Origin of the sequence: Nocardioides sp. ChNu-153, from assembly GCF_030466625.1 — a bacterium.
Taxonomy (GTDB): Bacteria; Actinomycetota; Actinomycetes; order Propionibacteriales; family Nocardioidaceae; genus Nocardioides.
In genome coordinates this window covers 94,508-116,058 of sequence record NZ_JADEVT010000010.1, presented here as the reverse complement: position 1 = coordinate 116,058, position 21,551 = coordinate 94,508, and the positions used below count along the sequence as shown (strand labels likewise).

General features: G+C 71.9%; 18 protein-coding genes. 11 read left to right on the top strand and 7 right to left on the bottom strand.

All coding sequences use genetic code 11. The features are described from left to right. Nucleotide 1 precedes the first annotated feature (1 nt). Nucleotides 2-559: a VOC family protein gene (locus INN71_RS13460; RefSeq protein ID WP_277498002.1), complete on the bottom strand. Its 558-nt coding sequence runs from the start codon at nt 557-559 to the stop codon at nt 2-4. A 99-nt stretch (nt 560-658) separates the two neighbouring features. On the opposite strand from INN71_RS13460, the gene INN71_RS13455 reads away from it, so the two are divergent. Then, complete coding sequence (locus INN71_RS13455; RefSeq protein WP_277498001.1) at nt 659-1,690, top strand: YafY family protein; 1,032 nt, start codon at nt 659-661, stop codon at nt 1,688-1,690. 40 nt (nt 1,691-1,730) lie between these two features. Beyond that, a complete protein-coding gene (locus INN71_RS13450; RefSeq protein WP_277498000.1) occupies nt 1,731-2,252 on the top strand; it encodes a hypothetical protein in 522 nt (173 codons plus the stop codon). A 10-nt stretch (nt 2,253-2,262) separates the two neighbouring features. Here the strand turns inward: INN71_RS13450 and INN71_RS13445 are convergent, their stop codons facing one another. Both INN71_RS13445 and nrdR read right to left on the bottom strand, forming a co-directional pair. Continuing rightward, the gene (locus tag INN71_RS13445) at nt 2,263-5,148 is read right to left on the bottom strand and encodes a vitamin B12-dependent ribonucleotide reductase (RefSeq protein ID WP_277497999.1); all 2,886 of its coding nucleotides are present in this window, start codon (nt 5,146-5,148) and stop codon (nt 2,263-2,265) included. Nucleotides 5,149-5,353: 205 nt separating this feature from the next. After that, the gene (nrdR, locus tag INN71_RS13440; protein WP_277497998.1) at nt 5,354-5,890 is read right to left on the bottom strand and encodes a transcriptional regulator NrdR; all 537 of its coding nucleotides are present in this window, start codon (nt 5,888-5,890) and stop codon (nt 5,354-5,356) included. A 359-nt stretch (nt 5,891-6,249) separates the two neighbouring features. Here nrdR and INN71_RS13435 point away from each other — a divergent pair, with 359 nt between their 5' ends. From INN71_RS13435 to INN71_RS13415, 5 genes are all read left to right on the top strand, one after another. Then, the gene (locus tag INN71_RS13435) at nt 6,250-6,582 is read left to right on the top strand and encodes a hypothetical protein (protein ID WP_277497996.1); all 333 of its coding nucleotides are present in this window, start codon (nt 6,250-6,252) and stop codon (nt 6,580-6,582) included. Nucleotides 6,583-6,690: 108 nt separating this feature from the next. Beyond that, nucleotides 6,691-7,254, top strand: a complete 564-nt coding sequence (locus tag INN71_RS13430; protein WP_277497994.1) for a DUF6318 family protein — start codon at nt 6,691-6,693, stop codon at nt 7,252-7,254. 302 nt (nt 7,255-7,556) lie between these two features. Then, entirely contained in the window at nt 7,557-8,099 is a 543-nt protein-coding gene (locus INN71_RS13425; RefSeq protein ID WP_277497993.1) for a PKD domain-containing protein, read from the top strand. 266 nt (nt 8,100-8,365) lie between these two features. Then, complete coding sequence (locus INN71_RS13420) at nt 8,366-8,926, top strand: DUF6318 family protein (protein WP_277497992.1); 561 nt, start codon at nt 8,366-8,368, stop codon at nt 8,924-8,926. Further along, a complete protein-coding gene (locus tag INN71_RS13415) occupies nt 8,899-9,753 on the top strand; it encodes a PKD domain-containing protein (RefSeq protein WP_277497991.1) in 855 nt (284 codons plus the stop codon). The genes INN71_RS13420 and INN71_RS13415 overlap by 28 nt, the downstream gene beginning before the upstream one ends. 235 nt (nt 9,754-9,988) lie before the next feature. On the opposite strand, the gene INN71_RS13410 is transcribed toward INN71_RS13415, so the two are convergent. Further along, nucleotides 9,989-10,369, bottom strand: a complete 381-nt coding sequence (locus tag INN71_RS13410) for a LysM peptidoglycan-binding domain-containing protein (protein WP_277497990.1) — start codon at nt 10,367-10,369, stop codon at nt 9,989-9,991. A gap of 370 nt (nt 10,370-10,739) precedes the next feature. Between INN71_RS13410 and lexA the strand changes: the two genes are divergently transcribed. From lexA to INN71_RS13390, 4 genes are all read left to right on the top strand, one after another. Beyond that, complete coding sequence (gene lexA, locus INN71_RS13405) at nt 10,740-11,495, top strand: transcriptional repressor LexA (protein WP_277497988.1); 756 nt, start codon at nt 10,740-10,742, stop codon at nt 11,493-11,495. Nucleotides 11,496-11,604: 109 nt separating this feature from the next. After that, entirely contained in the window at nt 11,605-12,033 is a 429-nt protein-coding gene (locus INN71_RS13400; protein ID WP_277497986.1) for a hypothetical protein, read from the top strand. Nucleotides 12,034-12,173: 140 nt separating this feature from the next. Beyond that, entirely contained in the window at nt 12,174-13,907 is a 1,734-nt protein-coding gene (locus INN71_RS13395) for an alkaline phosphatase (RefSeq protein WP_277497984.1), read from the top strand. A gap of 1 nt (nt 13,908) precedes the next feature. Continuing rightward, entirely contained in the window at nt 13,909-15,243 is a 1,335-nt protein-coding gene (locus INN71_RS13390; RefSeq protein ID WP_277497982.1) for an alkaline phosphatase family protein, read from the top strand. A 51-nt stretch (nt 15,244-15,294) separates the two neighbouring features. On the opposite strand, the gene INN71_RS13385 is transcribed toward INN71_RS13390, so the two are convergent. From INN71_RS13385 to hflX, 3 genes are all read right to left on the bottom strand, one after another. Beyond that, nucleotides 15,295-17,250, bottom strand: a complete 1,956-nt coding sequence (locus INN71_RS13385) for an ATP-dependent DNA helicase (protein ID WP_277498024.1) — start codon at nt 17,248-17,250, stop codon at nt 15,295-15,297. Between the two features lie 237 nt (nt 17,251-17,487). Then, a complete protein-coding gene (secD, locus tag INN71_RS13380; protein WP_277497980.1) occupies nt 17,488-19,809 on the bottom strand; it encodes a protein translocase subunit SecD in 2,322 nt (773 codons plus the stop codon). Nucleotides 19,810-20,029: 220 nt separating this feature from the next. After that, nucleotides 20,030-21,538, bottom strand: a complete 1,509-nt coding sequence (gene hflX / locus INN71_RS13375) for a GTPase HflX (RefSeq protein ID WP_277497978.1) — start codon at nt 21,536-21,538, stop codon at nt 20,030-20,032. Nucleotides 21,539-21,551: the final 13 nt, after the last annotated feature.

Genomic DNA, 21,551 nt, shown 5'->3' with positions numbered 1-21,551 from the left:
GTCATCTCCCCTTCGTGCCGAGGCTCCGCCGGGCGGGGCCGGATCGATCCGGTCCTCCTCGACGGTACGTCGGGGGTGTGGGCGGCCCGGCTCCCCGCCGGGCCGCCCCCTCGTGCGTGGCCCGGGGCTCAGCCGGCGTACGGGACCGCGACGTCGAGCACCCGGTGACGCCGAACCGGTCGGTGGCCATGCCGTAGAGCGGCGCCCAACCGGCGGGCCCCAGCGGCACGACGACAGTGGTGCCGGTGCCGTCGGCGGTCAGCGCGTCCCAGTAGCGGGTGATCTCGTCGGCGTCGGCGCCGCGCACGGAGACGAAGTACGGCGCGATGCCCGCGGCGTGCGGGCGGTCGGCGGGCACGTCGTAGGCCATGACGTGGAAGCCGTCGGCCGAGACGACCTGGCCCCACATGACCTCGTCGGCGCCTGCGGGGTCGCCGGCCTGGCCGGCGTCGCCGTAGGTGACGACGGTCTGCTCGCCGCCGAAGACGGACCGGTAGAAGGCCAGCGCCTCCCGGGCGGTGCCGCGCAGGTTGACGTGGGTGACGGTGGTGATGCTCACGGGTGCTCCTCTGCTGGTGCGGTCCGGGTGACCGCCTCGAGACCACCGTGGCCTGGGTAGAGGTCAGGAAGTGTCCTGTTCTTCCGGCATCCTGGGGCCGTGTCCACGACCTCCTCGCGCCTGCTCGCCCTGCTGTCGCTGTTGCAGTCGCGGCGGGACTGGCCGGGCGAGGTGCTCGCGGACCGCCTGGAGGTGAGCGGGCGGACGGTGCGGCGCGACGTGGACCGGCTGCGGGAGCTCGGCTACCGCATCACGGCGACGAAGGGACCCGACGGCGGCTACCGCCTCGACGCCGGCTCCGACCTGCCGCCGCTGCTCTTCGACGACGACCAGGCGGTCGCGCTGGCTGTCGCGCTGCAGGTGGTGGCGCGGGGCGGTTCCGGGCTCGGTACGGCGGTGGGCGAGGCCGCGCTGCGGGCCCTCACCTCCGTGCGTCAGGTGCTGCCCGGGCGGCTGCGGCACCGGCTCGACGCCCTGCCGCTGGAGGTGGTGGGCATGCCGCCCGGCAGTGGTTCGGCCCGGGCCGAGGTGGACGGGGCGGTGCTGGTGGCGCTGGGCGCGGCGGTGCACGCCCGGGAGGTGCTGCGGTTCGACTACGTGTCGGCGGCTGGCGCGGCGGGCGGAGCCGCGGGCGAGCCCGACGCGGGGCCGCGGCGGGCCGAGCCGCACCACCTGGTGACGTGGCGGGGCCGGTGGTACCTCGTCGGCTGGGACCTCGACGGCGCCGAGTGGCGGACGTTCCGGGCGGACCGGATCACGCCGCGGGTGCCGAACGGCCCGCGGTTCGCGCCGCGGGAGCTGCCGGGCGGTGTCGACGTCGCGACGTACGTCGTGGGGCGGTTCCGTGGGGCGGCCGCGGGCGGCGTCGCCTGGCCGTGCACGGGCGAGGTGGTGGTCGACCTGCCCGTGGGCCGGGTCGCGCCGTTCGCCGGCGACGGGGTGGTGGAGGCCGTGGGGGTACGGCGTACTCGACTCATCCAGGGCGCGTGGTCGTGGCCGGCGCTCGCAGCGTCGTTGCTGCGGTACGACGCCGACCTCGAGGTGGTCGGACCGCCCGAGCTCGTCGAGGCGTTCCGGGAGCTCGGCGAGCGGTGCGGGCGGGCGGCCGAGGGCGCTGCGGGCGGTCGCTGAGGGTGGGGCGAACCGGGGGTGGCGGCCGCAGGATGGCGTCGTGACCGCACCCCGCGCCCCGGAGCCCGGGCGGGTCGCGCCAGGGGGCGCGTTGTCGGCCAAGATGTCGACGCTCGCCCGGCGTGACACGGCGCCCGAGGTCGAGCTCCGGCGGGCGCTGCACCGTCGTGGGCTGCGCTTCCGACTGCAGCAGAAGGTTCCGGGCAACCGGAGGCGCACCATCGACGTGGCCCTCACCCGCGCCCGCATCGCCGTCTACGTCGACGGTTGCTTCTGGCACGGGTGCCCGGAGCACTTCCACCTGCCGCGCAGCAACGCCGACTGGTGGGCGTGGAAGATCGCGAACAACACGGCCCGGGACCGCGACACCGACGCGGAGATCGAGGCCGCCGGGTGGGTCGTGCGGCGCTACCTGGGAGCACGCCGACATGGCGGCGGCCGCCGACGAGGTCGTGCGGCTGTGGCGGGAACGGCTGGGGCGGTGAGTGGCCGGGGGCGTCATGCTGATCCAGGCCGGGTACGGCGGAGGGCCGCCACCCCGTGGGGTGACGGCCCTCCGTGACGCTGCCGGGTCAGCTGCAGCCGCTGGTGCTGCCGCAGCCCTCGCAGACGTAGCAGGAACCGGCGGGGCGCATCTTGGTGCCGCAGGTAAAGCACAGCGGCGAGTCGACCGCCGTACCCGTGATCTTCTCGAGCAGCTCGGCGGAGGTGTGCGCCTCCTTGGCGGCCGACGTCACGACGGGCGCCTCGGCGACCTTCTCCTCCTCCGCGGCGGGCTTGATCTCGATGGCCGGGGCCTCGAGCAGCTCGGACGCGGAGCCGGTCTCCTCGACGGGCTCGTAGGAGCCCGTCTCGAGGTGGCGCTGACGCTCCTCGGCCGAGTAGATGCCGAGACCGGCACGCTCGTCGAAGGGCAGGTAGTCGAGCGCCAGGCGGCGGAAGATGTAGTCCATGATCGACTGGCTCATCCGCACGTCGGGGTCGTCGGTCAGACCGGCGGGCTCGAAGCGCAGGTTGGTGAACTTCGAGACGTAGGTCTCGAGCGGCACGCCGTACTGCAGGCCGATGGAGACGGCGATCGAGAACGCGTCCATCACGCCGGCCAGGGTCGAGCCCTGCTTGCCGAGCTTGAGGAAGATCTCGCCGAGCTCGCCGTCCTCGTGGGCACCCGAGGTCATGTAGCCCTCGGCGCCGCCGACCGTGAAGGACGTGGTGCGCGAGACGCGGGACTTCGGGAGGCGCTTGCGGGTGGGGGCGTAGACGACCTTCTCCACGACCTTCTCGACGACCTGGGCCGCAGCGGCGTCGGCCGCGTCCGCGGCGTCCTTCTTGGCCTTGCCGCCACCGTCGGAGAGCGGCTGGCCCACCTTGCAGTTGTCGCGGTAGATCGCGGTGGCCTTGAGGCCGAGCTTCCACGACTGCAGGTAGACGTCCTCGATCTCCTCGACGGTCGCCGTCTCCGGCAGGTTGACCGTCTTGCTGATCGCGCCGGAGAGGAACGGCTGCGCCGCGGCCATCATCCGCACGTGGCCCATGGGCTTGAGGGAGCGGGCGCCCATGGCGGTGTCGAAGATCTCGTAGTGCTCCTGGCGCAGGCCCGGGGCGTCGATGACGTGACCGTGCTCGGCGATGTAGGCGACGATCGCCTCGACCTGCTCCGGCTGGTAGCCCAGCTTCTTCAGGGCGCGCGGGATGGTCTGGTTGACGATCTGCATGGAGCCGCCGCCGACGAGCTTCTTGAACTTCACGAGCGAGAAGTCGGGCTCGATGCCGGTGGTGTCGCAGTCCATCATGAAGCCGATGGTGCCGGTGGGCGCGAGCACGGAGGCCTGCGCGTTGCGGAAGCCGTTGACCTTGCCCAGCTCGACGACGTCGGCCCACGCCTTGGTCGCGAGGCGGTGCACCGCGGTGTCGTTGGTGTGCAGCGTGCGGACCACGTCGTTGGCGGCCTGGTGCTTGCGCATGACGCGCTGGTGCGCCTCGGCGTTGCGGGCGTAGCCGTTGTAGGGGCCCACGATCGCGGCGAGCTCGGCGGAGCGCTTGTAGGACGTGCCGGTCATGAGCGACGTGATGGTCGCCGCCATCGCGCGGCCACCGTCGGAGTCGTAGCCCAGGCCCATGGCCATGAGCAGCGCGCCGAGGTTGGCGTAGCCGATGCCCAGCTGGCGGTAGTTGCGGGTCGTCTCGCCGATGGGCTCGGTCGGGAAGTCGGCGAAGCAGATGGAGATGTCCATCGCTGTGATGATGACCTCGACGGCCTTCGCGAACAGCTCGCCGTCGAAGGTGTCGTCGTCGCGCAGGAACTTCAGCAGGTTGAGCGACGCCAGGTTGCACGACGAGTTGTCGAGCGACATGTACTCCGAGCAGGGGTTGGACGCGGTGATGCGGCCCGTCTCGGGGTTGGTGTGCCAGTCGTTGATCGTGTCGTCGTACTGCAGGCCCGGGTCGGCGCACTCCCACGCGGCCTTCGCGATCTTGTGGAACAGGTCGCGGGCGTCGACGGTCTCGATGACCTCGCCGGTCTGGCGGGCGCGCAGGCCGAACTCGGTGCCGTCCTCGACGGCGCGCATGAACTCGTCGCTGACGCGGACCGAGTTGTTGGCGTTCTGGTACTGCACCGAGGTGATGTCGTTGCCGCCGAGGTCCATGTCGAACCCGGCGTCGCGCAGGGCGCGGATCTTGTCCTCCTCGCGCGCCTTCGTCGCCACGAACTCCTCGATGTCCGGGTGGTCGACGTCGAGGACGACCATCTTGGCCGCACGACGCGTGGCGCCGCCCGACTTGATGGTGCCCGCGGACGCGTCGGCGCCGCGCATGAAGGAGACCGGGCCGCTCGCCGTACCGCCGCTGGACAGCAGCTCCTTGCTCGAGCGGATGCGGGAGAGGTTGAGGCCGGCGCCGGAGCCGCCCTTGAAGATGAACCCCTCCTCCTTGTACCAGTTGAGGATCGAGTCCATCGAGTCGTCGACCGACAGGATGAAGCAGGCCGAGACCTGCTGCGGCGACGGGGTGCCCACGTTGAACCACACGGGCGAGTTGAACGAGAAGTACTGGTGCACCAGCAGCCAGGTGAGCTCGTGCTCGAAGACCTCGGCGTCGGCCTCGGACGCGAAGTAGCCGTGCTCCACGCCGGCCTTCACGTAGGTCTTCACGACGCGGTCGACGAGCTGCTTGAGGCTCCACTCGCGGGCGTCGGTGCCGACGGCGCCGCGGAAGTACTTCGACGTGACGATGGTGGAGGCGTTGACCGACCAGAAGTCGGGGAACTCGACCCCGCGCTGCTCGAAGACGGTCGCGCCGGTCTTCCAGTTCGTCTGGACGACGTCCCGACGCTCCCAGGTGATCTCGTCGTACGGGTGCACACCGCTGCTGAACACCCGGTCGATGGTGAGGCCCGTCGAGCCGTTCGACCGACCTGCGGCGCCCGCTGCTCCGGGGCCGCTCACCGTCTCCGTCATGGAATCTCCTCGTCACTCTCGGTCGCTGCGTGGTGTCGTTCTGGGGTCGCCGTCGCGGGCCGGAGAGGCCTTCTGCACAACAAGGCCGCGACGACGGGTGTTCCGGTTGCTGGGTGCTGCTGCGGTGTAGATGGGTGCTGCTGCGGAGGAAGGAGTGGTGCGCCCGGCACGCCGCTTCCCCACGACGCGCCGGGCGGTCTGGTGGTCAGCCGGAGGTGGCTGACGTGGCCCGTTCACGATGCTGACCGGGGGCACCGACACTCTTCGTGTCGCTCCCCTCGGCGGCCGCCGCGGCCTCCCGGTCGAGGCGCAGCAGGGCGATCTCGGCCTCGAAGTCGGCGGCGGACTCGAACGAGCGGTAGACGCTGGCGAAGCGCAGGTAGGCCACCTCGTCCAGCTCGCGGAGCGGGCCGAGGATCGCGAGCCCGACCTGGTGGGCCGGGAACTCCGCCGAGCCGGAGGCACGCAGGGCGTCCTCGACCTGCTGACCGAGGCAGGCGAGCTCGTCGGTGCTCACGGGGCGGCCCTTGCAGGCCTTCCGCACGCCGGCGATCGCCTTCTCGCGGTTGAACGGCTCGGAGGCGCCCGAGCGCTTGACCACGGTCAGCTGCATCTGCTCGACCGTCGTGAATCGCTGCTCGCACCCGAGGCACGCGCGCCGGCGACGGATCGAGGCGCCGTCCTCCGCGACCCGCGAGTCGAGGACCTTCGTGTCGCTGTTGCGGCAGAACGGGCAGTGCACGACGAAGCTCCTCTCGGGCGCGGGGGTGTGTATGGAACGGGGTCTACCTGTGGATGGATCTGCACTTCGTGTGGGTATCCAGACCCGGGCCTGTGAACTAGATGTGGATAACTACACGGCTGTAAGTACTAGATGTGGGGGTAACCGTACGCGCGGTCCCCTAGAGGTGCAAGCGGATCGGCGTGTCTCCCGACACCCGTCCGGACCAGTCGGCGAACCCGCAGGTCAGCGCCCCGCGAGACGTCCGGTACGGCGTGTCGCGGCCCCACGGACGGGGTCCGGCGAAGCCGTTCACAGGCCCGCGGACGGGGTCCGGCGAACCGCCTGCGGGGTTGGGGACGGTGGGACATGATGGAGCGGTGCGGGGAGGGAAGAGAGCGGGTTCGCGACGGGAGTCCACCGCTGCGCCCCGCCCCCGCGGCCGCCTCGCCGCACTGGCCCTCGGCATCACGGTGACGGTCGTCGCGTGGGGCTACCTCGTCTGGGTGGCCATCGACTTCGGGGCCACCGCGCGCGCCGGCGAGGGCGCTGCCTGGTGGTTCGTGGCGCTGGCCTCGCTGGGCGCCATCGCGTGTCTCTTCATCGCGCTGCTGCTGGGCGCGGCAGCCCTGCGCACGCTCGGCGGCCCGGCGGCGCCGACCGCCCCCGAGAGTCCCCCGCGGCCCAGCGGCGGCAAGCGCGCCGCACGCTGACGGTTCTCCACAGGCACCCGTACGACGGGTAGCCGTGCCCCACGAGTCTCGTTAGATTCGACAGCACGCCGGCGCGATCGGGGCGCCGGACACCTCTCGGGAGGATCCATGCGCCTGCGACGACGCCTGATCGCCTGCACCCTGGCCGGTACGACGGCCCTCACCGCCTGCACCAGCAGCTCCGGCGAGACCGACGACGCCGACCCCAGCGGCGGCGCGAGCAGCAGCTCGAGCGCGCCGGTCGAGTCGACAAGCACCGCCCCCACACCCCCGCCGCTGCCCGACGAGGCCACCGGCGACGACGACGCAGCCGCCATCGCCTTCGTCGAGCACTGGGTGGAGTTGGTGAACTACAGCTTCCAGACCGGTGACACCGTCCCAGCGCGCGCCTTGTCCACTGGCTGCGAGGCCTGCGCGGCTGCCCTGGACCACATCGAGTCGACATTCGGCGAGGGCCCGCCGGGCAGGTGGCAGATTGCCAATCCCGACGCACTGGCACCACAGGGAGACGATGCTCCTCGAACCGACATAGTCATCGTCACGGACATCGAGGTATTCGACGGCCCTGAGGCAAGCGCCACGGTCACTCGATCGGGCATCTTCACGTTTGGTCTCGCCAGCGTCGACGAAACATCGTGGAACGTGGCCTGGGCGGACGGGCAAGAGTCATGAAGCGCCCTCGCGCCGTATCAAGAACTCTCGGGGTCACAGCACTCGCTGCAGGGTGCATTCTCGGAACGGCGTGGCAGGCGGCTGGTGACCGCGACACCGATGTCGGATCGGGCGCGGGCAGCTTTGATGTATGGGGCGACGCGGGTACTGGCGGGGAGACGTACGCCGAAACCCGCTCAGAAGGCTCAACCAACGGTGCCCGGGCGCCCGAAGTCGTAGACCCCGTTCAGGCGTGGGCAGACAACATCAACGCGCACACCTGCCTACCCATCGCGGGCCTAGCGTCACCCTGCATCGCGCCGGTGGCATGTGGGGACGGCGAGCTGAACGCCGTCCCAGCCGGCTGGCTCCTCGGCGGAGCATCGGCCGTCCGCTCCGAGTGCGAAGCCCCCGCCGCCGCGGCACCGGTCATCACCCCGGCACTCGTCCTGCAGGCGTTCCAGTCCGTGCCGTTGCCTGAGACCGTCCTGACGATCCAGCCCCCCGACGGCCTAACCCTGGTCAACTTCGACACGAACTTCTACACCGAAGCCGCTCCGTTCACGACCACCGTCACCCTCCTGGGCCAAGCCGTGGAGCTCGACATCACGCCGACGTCGTACACCTGGGCCTACGGCGACGGGACCACCGCCACCACCAGCACCCCCGGCGCGCCCTACCCCGACCTTGAGGTCACCCACCGGTACCAGCAGACCGGTAGCTACCAGGTCACCGTCACCACCACCTGGTCCGCCCGCTACCGCGTCAACGGCGGCCCCTGGCTCGATGTCGCCGGCACCGTCACCATGCCCAGCGCACCCGTGCCCCTCCAGGTCGACGAAGCCACACCCATCCTCACCGACTGACCACCCGTATTCACCTGCGCGGAGGTTTGCTGCGCCACGTCTGCTCAGCAGACCCCCGCACAGCCCGTCGACACGACGCCCGGTGGCGTGCTCCCTGCGCAGCGAAGTCGATCGCCACGCCTCGTCCTGCACCGCGTGGGCGCGGCTCCGCTGATCGACGCCTTCGTCCACAGGCGCCCGTGCGACGGGTAGCCGCGCCCCGCGAGTCTCGTTAGATTCGACAGCACGCCGGCGCGATCGGGGCGCCGGACACCTCGGGAGGATCCATGCGCCTGCGACGACGCCTGCTCGCCTGCACCCTGGCCGGTACGACGGCACTCACCGCCTGCACCAGCAGCTCCGGCGAGACCGACGACGCCGACCCCACTGGCGGCACCAGCAGCTCCGGCGCACCGGTCGAGTCGACCAGCACCGCCTCTACGCCCCCGCCACTGCCCGACGAGGCCACCGGCGACGACGACGCAGCCGCCATCGCGTTCGTCGAACACTGGGTCGAGTTGGTGAACTACGCCTTCCTGACCGGGGTGGGCGACTCCGCCAGGGCCCTGGCACCCGGGTGCGAAAACTGTGCCGCGGCCATCGACAACATCGAGAGCACTTTCGGAGACGCGGAACCGGGCTCGTGGACCGTTGATGGAGGCGAGACGTTCGATCCCCAGGCTCCCGATCGAGCCACTACCGACGTTGTTGTCCTCATGAATGTTGAGATCGCCGACAACGTGATCGAGGACCCCGCGATTACAGGCACCGGAACCCTCACCTTCGGCTTGAAGCGGACCGACGGATCGTGGGAGGTGTCATGGCTCGACGCAGCAACCGCGGCCTAGCGGCAGCGCTTGCCACGGCATTCCTGGTTGCACCGACAACGTCGGCGGTCGCCCTCTCCGACGGAGAGGAAGAGGTGACTCCCGGAATCGATAGCTTCAACATTGTGGGTGGCAATGTCACGGGCGGCGGCACATACCAGGCCGGCCAGGGCCGCCAGAACGAGAGCAGCAACTCTCAGAACTTCGATCCGATGGCCGCATGGGCGGCCAACTACAACGCCCACGCGTGCTTGCCATCCCCGGTCAGCTTTTTCAGTTTGATCAACCCCTGCTACGCCCCGGTGGCCTGCGGCGAGGGGGCGTTGAATGCGGTGTCGCACATCGGGCTGCTCGCCGGGGCATCGGCGGTCACGTCCGAGTGCGCAGCCCCCGCCGCGGCAGCCGCACCGGTCATCACCCCGGCGCTCGTTCTCCAGGCGTTCCAGTCCGTTCCGCTGCCCGAGACCGTCCTGACGATCCAGCCGCCCGACGGGCTCACCCTGGTCAACTTCGACACGAACTTCTACACCGAGGCCGCTCCGTTCACGACCACCGTCACTCTCTTGGGCCAAGCCGTCGAGCTCGACATCACGCCCACGTCGTACACCTGGGCCTACGGCGACGGGACCACCGCCACCACCAGCACGCCCGGCGCGCCCTACCCCGACCTGCAGGTCACCCACCGCTACCAACAGACCGGCAGCTACGACGTCACCGTCACCACCACCTGGTCAGCCCGCTACCGCGTCAACGGCGGCCCCTGGCTCGACGTCGCCGGCACCGTCACCATGCCCAGCGCACCCGTGCCCCTCCAGGTCGACGAAGCCACACCCGTCCTCACCGACTGACCGGTGCCGTCGCCCCGCCGCGGGTCAGGACGTGGTTTCGAGGCTCGCTAGCGCGAGCACCTCAACCACCGGGGGCGACGGACGCGCACCACCAACGGCACGAGGGGCGGAGCCGAAGCTCCGCCCCTCGTGGTTCTTCCCCGGTGGACCGACAGGTCGGGGTCGAAGCGACCTGTCGGGGTCTGTGGCCGCCCGAGCGCGCGCCGACGGGATGCCGGGCGCGGGGCGGCCGGGGTCAGCTGGTGGGCACCACCAGCAGCTGACCAGCCTGCAGCGAGCCGCTCGACATCGCGTTGAGGGAGCGGATCTCGTCGATGACGCTCTGGACGCTCTCGCCGTCGGCGGCCCGCTCCGACGCGATGGCCCACAGCGTGTCGCCAGCGCCGACGCGCACCGTCTCGGTCGTGCCGGTCGGGCCGGGCTCGTCGGTAGCGGACGAGACGGAGCCCAGCACGACGCCGAGCGCGAGCATCACCAGGAGCGCGAGCGCGACGACGACCACACGACCCCGGTGGGTGAGCCGCACGGTGCTGCGACGAGCGGACTGCGCGGCGACGGAGCGCGGCGCGGCCGGACGACGGGTGCGGACGGCGGGAACGGCGTACGTGCTGCTCATGATGACCTCCAGGGGAAGGAGTCGGGTCGGACGAGCTGATGTCTACCGACGGCCACCGACAGTTCTGATCCGCAACCGCTCCAGACCCACTGTCGATCATCCGTTCGATCGAACACGTGCTCGACAGTAGAGCAGGTGTTCGAACCAATCAAGGGTGCAGTCGAACATTTCTTCGAGCCTCCCCGCACGCCGACCGACACGCCGGTTCGAACAGATGTTTGATGCCGGAGGTCACGAACGACTAGCGTGACCTGCGTCGACCGGGCCCGGCCCGATGCCCGACGCAGCGGCACGGTGGCCCGGGCGCACGACGGAACCGGTCCACCGAACAGGCAGACGGAGCGCGCCCCGGCGCGGGAAGAAGGCGGAGATGGCCAGCAGCAGCAAGAGCGACGAGACGGGCGCCACGGTCGAGGACCTGTCCGCCCTTCCCGAGCCCGCCGCCGGCCAGGCCCGCCTGACCCCCCGCCAGGCCAAGGTGCTCGCCGTCATCACGCAGGCGCTCGACGACCAGGGCTACCCGCCGAGCATGCGCGAGATCGGCGAGCAGGTCGGCCTCACCAGCTCCTCCTCGGTCGCCCACCAGCTCAAGGCGTTGGAGGAGAAGGGCTACCTGCGCCGCGACCCGAACCGGCCGCGGGCCATCCAGGTCGTCACCCCCGGCTCCCCCGAGCGCGCCGCCGTCTCCTCCGTCACCGACCCCGACCTCGACGCCGTCCTCGACGAGACCGGCATCGGCGACGCCCAGCCGGCCGCGACGTACGTGCCGGTCGTCGGGCGCATCGCCGCCGGCGGCCCGATCCTGGCCGAGCAGCGCGTGGAGGAGGTCTTCCCCCTTCCGCAGCAGCTCGTCGGCGACGGCACCCTCTACCTGCTCGAGGTCTCCGGCGACTCGATGGTCGACGCCGCGATCTGCGACGGCGACTACGTCGTGGTTCGCCAGCAGCCCAACGCCGAGAACGGCGAGATCGTCGCGGCCATGATCGACGGCGAGGCCACCGTGAAGACCTTCCAGCGCAAGAACGGCCAGGTCTGGCTGCTGCCGCACAACCCGGCGTACGACCCGATCGACGGCACCCACGCCACCATCCTCGGCAAGGTCACCGCGGTCCTGCGCCGCCTCTGAGCCACCTGCACCCGCGCCCGCCCGGGCACCGGCCGTCCCACCCGCGGTCGATGCCCCGGTCGGGCGGGGTGCGCCGTACCCTTGCGGGGACCCGCTCCGAGGAGGTGCCATGTCGGCTGACGCGCCCCGCTTCCCCGTGCTGGAGGCCGCCGACGGCTACGACATCGCCGCGGTCGACCGGCACGTCGCGACGCTGCTCGACGACGTGCAGCGCGGCCGCCGCACCGGCTTCCACCCCGGCCCCCTCGACACCCGGCCGTTCGCCCTCGTCCACCGCTCGCAGGTGTACGACGCACGCGCCGTCGACGCCTGGTTCGACCGCTGCTCCGGCGAACTCGAGGCCCGGCGTCACCATCCCTCGGGGCTCGGCCGCGCGACGTACGACGGCGACCTCGACGACCCGCCGGAGCTGCGCGACGTGCCGGCGTCGCAGCCCGCGACCGACGACCACACCAGCACCATCCCCACCTGGGCCCGCATCGTGGCGCTCCTCGTGATCGTCGCGCTGCTCGGCAGCTACGTGCTCTCCTTCTTCTGACCCGCACCCGCCGTCCGCACCCGCCGCCCGCACCCGCCGCCCCACCCACCCAGTCGACCTCCGGGTGAACTCCCGCCGTCCGGACGGTGCTCACATCACCGTTCGCGGGACCTGGCCCGTTTTTCGTCGTTCAATGAGGTGTGACCGAGGCCTCATCCCCCACCCGCACCGACGCTGGAGTCGAGCAGCAGCTCGCCCTCCCGTCCGTGCCCCGCCGTACCGTGCTCGCCGGCGGCGCCCTCGTCGGCGCCGCAGCGCTCGTCGTCAGCCCCTTCGACGACGACGAGGCCCGCGCCGCGCTGGCCGGCGCGTCGCCGTACTTCCGCCACGGCGTCGCCTCCGGCGACCCGCTCGCCAACCGCGTCGTCCTGTGGACCCGTGTGACCCCCACCCCCGACGCCACCCCCGGCTCGGGCCGCGGGCCGGCGGTGACGGTGGAGTACCAGGTCGCGACCGACACCCGCTTCCGCCAGCTCGTCACCCGCGGCACCGTGCGCACCGACGCCGCCGCCGACCACACGGTCAAGGTCGACGCGTGGGGCATGCAGCCGGGCCGGTGGTACTACTACCGCTTCCTCCACCGCGGCGTGGCCAGCCCGGTGGGGCGCACCAAGACGGCGCCGGCCTACACGAGCGCGCCCGCACGCCTGCGGATGGGCGTCGTCTCCTGCGCCAACCTGCAGGCGGGCTACTTCCACGCCTACCGCCACCTCGCGGCCCGCAACGACCTCGACGCGATCCTCCACCTCGGCGACTACCTCTACGAGTACGCACCCGGGCAGTACGGCATGGGGCAGGACGACGTCGACGTGCGCCGCCACGTGCCCGCCCGCGAGATGGTCTCCCTCGCCGACTACCGGCAGCGCCACGGGCAGTACAAGGAGGACCCCGACCTCCAGTGGCTGCACTCGAAGTACCCGTTCGTCGTCACCTGGGACGACCACGAGTCGACCAACGACGCCTGGCGCGACGGCGCCGAGAACCACCAGCCGGGCGAGGGCGACTGGGCCACGCGCCGCTCGCGCGCCCACCGCGCGTACGACGAGTGGATGCCCGTGCGGCTCGGCTCGACCGCCGCGCTGGGTGACGGGACCCGCCTGTTCCGCAGCCTGCGGTTCGGCACCCTCGCCGAGCTGAGCATGCTCGACCTGCGCACCTACCGCGACCAGCAGGTCGCCTACCCGGTCGTCGACCCGGCCGTGAGCGACCCCGCCCGCACCATCACCGGCCGCGAGCAGCTCGCGTGGCTCAAGAAGGCGGTGGCCAGCACCGCGGTGCAGTGGAAGCTGGTCGGCAACCCCGTGATGATCGCGCCCGTCACCTTCGCCCAGCTGCCGACCGACCTCATCGACCCGGTCAACGACGTCACCGGCCTGCTGCCGCGCGACGGCGCGCCCTACAACGTCGACCAGTGGGACGGCTACACCGACGACCGGCGCGAGCTGTTCACCCACATCCGCGACCAGGGCATCCGCGACACCGTCTTCGTCACCGGCGACATCCACTCGGGGTGGGCCGCCGACCTGCCGTACGACGTCGCCACCTACCCGCTGGGCCGCTCGGCCGGCGTCGAGTTCGTCGCCAGCTCGGTCACGTCGAACAACCTCAAGGACATCCTCGGGGCCCCGCCGCGCACGGCGAGCCTCGCCGTCGAGACGGTCATCAGGACGGCGAACCGCCACGTGCGCTACCTGGACTTCGACAGCCACGGCTACTCCGTGCTCGACGTGACGCCCGCCCGGGCGCAGATGGACTGGTACACCACCGGCCCCCGCGACCAGCGGAACGCCGGCTCCACCTGGGCGGCGTCGTTCCAGACGCTCGCCGGCACCAACAAGCTGAGCCGGGCCGCCGGGCCCGTGGGAGGAAACTGACATGGGCCACGACCACCGTTCCTCCGGGCCCTCGCCGTTCCTCGACGGTGATCCCGAACGCGAGCAGCAGCGCCCGGCGGCGCAGCGTCGTACCTTCCTCAAGGTCGCCGGTGCGGGCGGCGCGAGCCTGCTCTTCTCCGCCGCTGCGGGCGCCCCCGCGCAGGCCGCGCCGAAGAGCTGGAACCGGGCCTACGTGCTCGTCGTGGACGGCTGCCGCCCCGACGAGATCGACTCCGGCTTCATGCCGAACCTCCGCGCGCTGCGCGACGGCGGGTTCAACTTCCCGCGCGGGCGGTCGATGCCGATCCTCGAGACCATCCCGAACCACGTGATGATGATGACCGGCGTGCGCCCCGACCGCAGCGGCGTGCCGGCCAACTCGATCTTCGACCGCACGATCGGTGAGGAGCGGACCCTCGACCGGCCCGGCGACCTCGTCGCCCCCACGCTGCTGTGGTGGGCCCGCAAGCACGGCCTCACCGCCGGGACGGTGCTGAGCAAGGAGTACCTCTACGGCATCTTCGGGCGCCAGGCGACCTTCCGCTGGGAGCCGCGGCCCATCGTGCCCATCAGCGGGCACGCGCCCGACGCCTTCACGATGGACGCGGCGCTGTCGATCGTCGAGCAGTTCGACCCCCACCTGGTCTTCGTCAACCTCGGCGACGTCGACCGCGTCGGGCACACCGACCTCACCGGCGGGCTCTCGCTCGAGGTGCTGCGCCGCACCGCGCTCGTCGCGACCGACCAGCAGGTGAAGCGCTTCGTCGACATGCTCAAGGCCACCGGCCGCTGGGAGAAGTCGATGCTCGTCGTGCTCGCCGACCACTCGATGGACTGGTCGCTGCCCCACAAGGTCATCTCGCTGACGCGGCCCCTCGAGGCCGACCCGCTCCTGCGCGGCAAGGTCGCCATCGCGCAGAACGGCGGCGCGGACCTCCTCTACTGGACCGGCCCGGCGTCGGGCCGCGAGGCCGGCGTACGCCGGATGCTGCAGGTCGCCGCGGCCCAGCCCGGCGTGCTCTCGGCCCACGACCGGGTACGGACGCCGTCGCTGCGCCTCGGGCCGAACGCGGGCGACGTCATCGTCTACTGCCAGGCGGGGTGGCGCTTCTCGGACCCGAGTGTCGTCAGCAACCCGATCCCCGGCAACCACGGGCACCCGGCGACCGGGCCCATCCCGTTCTTCCTCAGCGGCGGGCACCCGGCGATCCGGCGCGGCTCGTCGTCGGAGCCGGCCTACACCGTCGACGTCACCCCGACGGTCGCGAAGTTCCTCGGCCTGCCGGCGATGACCGGGCGCACCGCCTGGGACGGGAAGTCGCTGCTGCGCTGGTGAGGTCGCCCGGGCGGCCCGGGCGGCTCAGGCGGCTCGTGCGGCTCGTGCGGCTCAGGCGGTGACCGAGGCGAGGCGCGCGAGCGCCTTCGCCACCACCGCCGGGTCGCTCGTGCGCCACATCGAGGGCAGGCTCGCCTCGAGGAAGCGGCCGTAGCGCGCGGTCGACAACCGCGGGTCGAGGACCGCGACGACGCCGCGGTCCTCCGTGGTGCGGATGAGACGACCCGCGCCCTGGGCGAGCAGCAGCGCGGCGTGGGTGGCCGCGACCTGCATGAAGCCGTTGCCGCCCGCGGCATCGGCGGCCTTCTGGCGCGCCGACATCAGCGGGTCGTCGGGGCGCGGGAACGGGATGCGGTCGATGATGACCAGCTGGCAGGTGTCCCCCGGCACGTCGAGGCCCTGCCACAGCCCGAGGGTGCCGAACAGGTTCGTGTGCGGGTCGTCGACGAACTGGCGCGTCAGCTCCGACAGCTGCGCGTCGCCCTGCGCCAGGGTCGTGAGGTGGGGCAGCCGCTCGCGCACCGCCTCGGCCGCCGCCTCGGCGGCCCGCCGCGAGGAGAACAGCCCGAGGGTGCGGCCCTCCGCGGCGTCGACGAGCCGCACGATCTCGTCGAGCTGCGCCGGGCCGAGCCCGTCGCGGCCGGGGGTGGGCAGGTGGCGCGCGACGTACAGGATCCCCTGCTTGCCGTAGTCGAACGGCGAGCCGACGTCGAGACCCCGCCACGGCAGCACGGTGGGGCCCTGCCCGCTCTCCCCGGGAGTACGGCGCCGCTGCGGCTCGGCGCCCTCGGCGACGCGCTCGGAGGGCTTGAGGCCCATCGTCGAGGCCACCGCGTCGAAGTCGCCGCCCAGCATCAGTGTCGCGCTCGTCAGCACGACCGTCGACTCCGACAGCAGGCGGTCACGCATCTGGCCCCACACCTGCAGGGGCGCCACGCAGAGCCGGTCGGGCACGCGGTCGCGGCCCGGCGCGTACGGCTTCGAGAGCCACACGACGTCGTGGTCGCTGTTGGCCACCAACCGCTCGGCGGTCGTGAAGACCTCCTGCACCCCGGCCTTGGCCTGGGCCTTGCCCGCGTCGCCCTCCCCGTCCTTGTCCTTGCCGCGTTCCTTCGCGAACGCGGAGACGCACTCGCGGGCGGCGTCGCGCACCAGCACGAGGGCGTCGGAGAGCTCCTCGCCGAGCGTGTCGAGGCGTCCGCCCTCGGTCTCGCCCATCGCGGCCCGCAGGGCCTCGGCGGCGTCGGCGAGGTCGTCGGCGGGGTTGCCGAGGGAGTCCGACTCCTCGACGTGGCGCCGGGCCCGGCGTGCCGCGCGGTCGACCTCGCCGGCGGTCAGCTCGTCGGTGGCCGCCTGGGTCACGCGCGCGACCAGCTCGTGGGCCTCGTCGACGACCACCGCGTCGTACTCCGGGATCATCGGGATGCCTTCGATGGCGTCGATCGCGAGGAGGGAGTGGTTGGTGACGACGAGCTGGGAGGTGGCCGCCTTCTCCTTCGCCCGCTCGGCGAAGCACTCCTCGCCGTACGGACAGCGGGCCGCGCCCAGGCACTCGCGCGCGCTCACGCTCACCTGGCGCCACAGCCGGTCGTTGTGGCGCGGCGCGTGGTCCTTGTCGCCGGGGCCGCCCGACTCGGCCTGCTCCTCCGCCCACGCGCGCAGCGCCAGCACCTCGGCGCCCATGGAGCCCTCGGGCACGTCGACGAGCACGCCCTGGTCGTCGGGCACGCCCTCGCGGATGCGGTGCAGGCACGCGTAGTTCGACCGGCCCTTGAGCACCGCGTACGACGTGTCGACCCCCGCCTCTCCCTTCACCGCGCCGACGAGGCGCGGCAGGTCGCGCTCGACGAGCTGGTGCTGCAGCGCCAGCGTCGCGGTGGCGATGACGACCCGCTCGCCGTGGAGCATCGACGGCACGAGGTAGGCCAGCGACTTGCCGGTGCCCGTGCCGGCCTGGACGAGCAGGTGCTGCTCGTCGCGCAGCGCGGCGGCGACGGCCTCGGCCATCCGCACCTGGCCCTCGCGCTCCGCACCGCCCAGCCCGGAGACCGCCGTCGCCAGCACCTCCCGCACGCGGTCGGGGGTCGGGGTCTCCTCGGGCACTGGAGAACCCTAGCCGCGCGGCGGCTCCCGTCGTACGGCGCCTCCACAGCCCCCGCGACGGTTGCGGGGACGGCTGGGAACGCCGACGGGCCCGCCGCGTGGTGCGGCGGGCCCGTCGGTGGGTCGTGCTGGTGACGCGGGTCAGACCACCGCGCCGGAGTCGGTCGGGTCGCGCACGACCTTCTCCTTCTTCTCCCGGCCGAACGGCGAGAAGGGGTTGAGGTAGGTCAGCAGCGGCGTCGCCAGCGTGATCGTCGACAGCGTGCCGACCACGAGACCGATGAGCAGCGCGAGCGCGAAGTCCTGCAGCGAGTCGCCACCGAGGATGGTGAGCGCGGCGAGGATGAACATGGCGCCGAGACCGGTGTTGACCGTGCGGGGCAGGGTCTCCACGACGGCGTCGTTGGCGACGTCGATGAACTCGTCGTCGTCCTTCGACCCCCACCACTTCTCGCGGACGCGGTCGAAGACCACGACGGTGTCGTTGACGGACAGACCGATGATCGTCAGGGCCGCGGCGAGGAAGACACCGTCGATGGGCTTGCCGAGCCAGGCGAACACACCGACCACGATCACCACGTCGTGCGCCATGGCGAGCACCGCGGAGGCGCCGAACGTCCACTTGAACCGGAACGCCAGGTAGATCATCTGGGCGGCGAGCGCCAGGACGAACGCGATGATCGCGTTGCGCAGCAGCTCCCCACCGAGGGCGGCACCGAGGTTGTCGTCCGTGACGACGTCGGTGACCCCGACCTCCGCGTCGAGGGCGTCGCGGATCTGCTGCTCCTCCTCGTCGGAGATCCGGCCCGTGCGCACGGAGATGTCGCCGGCGTCGGCGCTCTGCACGGTCGCCTCCGGGAAGCCGGCGTCGGCGATGACGTCGCGGGCCCGGTCCGGCTCGATCGGGGACTCGGTGGCGTAGACGACGTTGCGGCCGCCGGTGAACTCCAGGCCCAGGTTGAGCCCCTGGGTGGCGATGCCGGCGACGGCCAGGACGACCGCGGCACCGGAGATGCCGAGGAACACGTTGCGGCGCTGCACCAGCTTCGGGCGCTTGCGCTCCAACCACGTGCGCACGCGGCCCACGTTGGCGAGACCGGTGATCTTCGGCTTGCGGTTGACCCAGCGCGGCTGCACACCGGCGGTGGTGAACACCCGGGCGACGACGAGCGCCGAGATCATCGACGCCACGGTGCCGATGATGAGGGTGACACCGAAGCCCTGGACAGGGCCGGAGGCGAGGAAGAACAGCAGGACCGCCGCGAGCAGCGTCGTGACGTTGGAGTCGAGGATGGCGGAGAACGCCTTGTTGAACCCGACCTGCAGGGCCCGGCGCAGGCCGGAGGCCCGGTTGGCGGCGTACTCCTCCCGCGCTCGTTCGAACACGAGGACGTTCGCGTCGATCGCGAGACCGATGGCGAGCACGAAGCCGGCGAGGCCGGGCAGCGTCAGGGTCGCCCCGACGATGACGAGCATCGCGTAGGAGATGAGGGCGTACGTCGCGAGCGCGACCGTGGCGAGGAAGCCGACGAAGCGGTAGACGAAGACGATGAACAGGCCGGTCAGCAGCAGGCCGATGACGCCGGCCTCGGCGGACGCCTCGATCGCCGAGTCACCGAGCGTGGGGCCGATGGTGCGGACGTCGGGCGCGATGTCGGCGCCGTCGTCCTCCGAGGCGATGCGCAGCGGCAGCGAGCCGCCCTCGATGAGGACGGCGAGGTCGCTGGCCTGCGACTGGTTGAAGTTGCCGGTGATCTGCGTGGAGCCCGTGATGGAAGCACCGCAGGCCACGGTCACCTGCGGGGACGAGATGACCTCGTCGTCGAGCAGGATCGCGATGCGGCCGGCGTCGCCGGTGGCGCACGCGGCGGTCTTGCTGAGCTCGCCGAACGCGTCGGAGCCCGAGCCGGAGAAGTCGACGGTGACGGCCCAGCCGGTGGAGTTCTGCGGCTGCTCGGCGGCGGCACCGGTGATCTGGTCACCCTTGAGCGCCACCGGGCCCATGACGATGGGGGCGCCGGACTGGTCGTCCGCGGCCTGGCACTGCGCGTCGTCCTCGGCCTCGGAGCACTCCACGATCGTGCCCAGCACCGTCGGGTCGATGGTCGACTGGTCGACCACGGGACGCACCTCGAGTTGCGCCGTGCGGCCCACCACATCGAGGGCGTCGTCCGGGTCCTGCACGCCCGGCAGCTCGACGATGATGCGGTCGGAGCCCGACCGCACGATGGTCGACTCACTGACGCCGATGCCGTCCACGCGCTGGCGCAGCACCTCGACCACCTGGTCGACCTGCTCGGCGGTGGGCTCCTCGCCCTCCTCCTCCGACAGCACCGTCAGCGTGATCTGGCTGCCGCCCTCGAGGTCGATGCCGAGGCGGGGCTGGATGCTCCACGCCGCGGCCGCGCAGGCGGCCAGCAGGGCGACGACGAACAGCAGCCGGACGAGGATTCCGCGAGACATGCACTACCTGCTCTGTCGTGGGCGAGAAGAACGCAAACGCGGGAAAGGGTACAGACACCGGACGTCCGCGAGGCATCGACGCTCCTCGACCACGACCACGACGACGACCACGCGCCCCGGGCCGGGCCCGGGGCGCGTCGGATCGTGCACGGCCGCCGTCGGGCGGCCCGAGGTCGTCAGGTCGTCGGGGTCAGCCGGGGTCAGTCGGGCTCAGCCGGGGTCAGCCCACCGCGTACGGCGCCAGGTCGCCCGCGAGGGCCGCGTTCGCCCGGCCGCTCACCCGGGTGCCCTCGCCCGTGTGCTCGAGGTGGTCGATCTCGCCCTGCTGGTGGATGCGGTTGACGAGGTCGCCGCGGGAGTAGGGCACGAGCACGTCGAACGGCTCCGCCGGGTGCGGCAGCTCGCCCTCGATGACCCGCAGGGCCTCCTCGATGCCCTCGCCCGTGCGGGCGCTGACGACGACCACGTGCGGCTCGCGCTGCTGCAGCCGCGCGATGACGAGCGGGTCGGCGGCGTCCGCCTTGTTGACGACCACCAGCTCGGGCACCTTGTCGGCGCCGATCTCGGCGAACACCTCGCGGACCGCGGCGATCTGGCCCTCGGGGTCGGGGTGGGAACCGTCGACGACGTGGAGCACGAGGTCGGAGTCGGCCACCTCCTCCAGGGTGGAGCGGAAGGCCTCGACGAGCTGGTGGGGCAGGTGGCGCACGAAACCGACCGTGTCGGACATCGTGTAGACCCGCCCGTCGGAGGTCGTGGTGCGTCGCGTGGTGGGGTCGAGCGTCGCGAAGAGCGCGTCCTCGACGAGCACCCCGGCGCCCGTCAGCCGGTTGAGCAGCGACGACTTGCCGGCGTTCGTGTAGCCCGCGATCGCGACGCTCGGCACCTGGTTGCGGTGGCGCTCGGAGCGCATCGTCTCCCGCGTGCCCTTCATCTGCGCCAGCTGGCGACGCAGCTTCGCGATGCGGGTGTTGATGCGGCGGCGGTCGGTCTCGATCTTGGTCTCACCGGGGCCGCGACCACCGATGCCCGCGCCGCCGGCGACCCGGCCACCGGCCTGGCGCGACAGGTTGCCGCCCCAGCCGCGCAGGCGCTGCTTCATGTAGCTCAGCTGGGCCAGCTCGACCTGCGCCTGGCCCTCCCGGCTCTTCGCGTGCTGGGCGAAGATGTCGAGGATCAGCGCGGTGCGGTCGACGACCTTGACCTTGAGCCGGTCCTCCAGGTTGCGCAGCTGGCTGGGCGCCAGCTCACCGTCGCAGATCACGGTGTCGGCGCCCGTGGCCTGCACGATCTCCCGCAGCCCGTCGACCTTGCCGCGTCCGACGTACGTCGCGGGGTCGGGCGACTGGCGCCGCTGGTACATCGCGTCGAGCACCTCGGAGCCGGCGGTCTCGGCCAGCAGCGCGAGCTCGGCCATCGAGTTCTCGGCGTCGGTCACCGTGCCGCCCGTCCACACCCCGACGAGCACGACGCGCTCGAGGCGCAGCTGCCGGTACTCGACCTCGGTGATGTCCTCGAGCTCGGTGCGCAGGCCGGCGACGCGGCGGAGCTGGTGGCGCTCCACCAGGTCCAGGTCGCCGGTCGTGAGGTCCTCGGGGTCGGGGCCGTCGGCGTCGACGACGTCGGGGTCGTCGGGCTCGTCGGCGTACCCCGAGACGAAGTCGTCGTCGTCCCAGTCGTCAGTGGCCGCCAGCTCGGCGGCGAGGGAGAAGTCAGGTGCGTTGCTCATACGTCCTCCAGAG

What these genes read in the sequence shown, in the direction of transcription:
- INN71_RS13445 (WP_277497999.1), bottom strand. Translation starts at nt 5,148, where the DNA reads ATGACGGAGACGGTGAGCGGCCCCGGAGCAGCGGGCGCCGCAGGTCGG.
- INN71_RS13430 (WP_277497994.1), top strand. Translation starts at nt 6,691, where the DNA reads ATGCGCCTGCGACGACGCCTGATCGCCTGCACCCTGGCCGGTACGACG.
- INN71_RS13420 (WP_277497992.1), top strand. Translation starts at nt 8,366, where the DNA reads ATGCGCCTGCGACGACGCCTGCTCGCCTGCACCCTGGCCGGTACGACG.
- INN71_RS13415 (WP_277497991.1), top strand. Translation starts at nt 8,899, where the DNA reads ATGGCTCGACGCAGCAACCGCGGCCTAGCGGCAGCGCTTGCCACGGCA.
- INN71_RS13410 (WP_277497990.1), bottom strand. Translation starts at nt 10,369, where the DNA reads ATGAGCAGCACGTACGCCGTTCCCGCCGTCCGCACCCGTCGTCCGGCC.
- lexA (WP_277497988.1), top strand. Translation starts at nt 10,740, where the DNA reads ATGGCCAGCAGCAGCAAGAGCGACGAGACGGGCGCCACGGTCGAGGAC.
- INN71_RS13400 (WP_277497986.1), top strand. Translation starts at nt 11,605, where the DNA reads ATGTCGGCTGACGCGCCCCGCTTCCCCGTGCTGGAGGCCGCCGACGGC.
- INN71_RS13390 (WP_277497982.1), top strand. Translation starts at nt 13,909, where the DNA reads ATGGGCCACGACCACCGTTCCTCCGGGCCCTCGCCGTTCCTCGACGGT.
- INN71_RS13385 (WP_277498024.1), bottom strand. Translation starts at nt 17,250, where the DNA reads ATGGCCGAGGCCGTCGCCGCCGCGCTGCGCGACGAGCAGCACCTGCTC.
- secD (WP_277497980.1), bottom strand. Translation starts at nt 19,809, where the DNA reads ATGTCTCGCGGAATCCTCGTCCGGCTGCTGTTCGTCGTCGCCCTGCTG.
- hflX (WP_277497978.1), bottom strand. Translation starts at nt 21,538, where the DNA reads ATGAGCAACGCACCTGACTTCTCCCTCGCCGCCGAGCTGGCGGCCACT.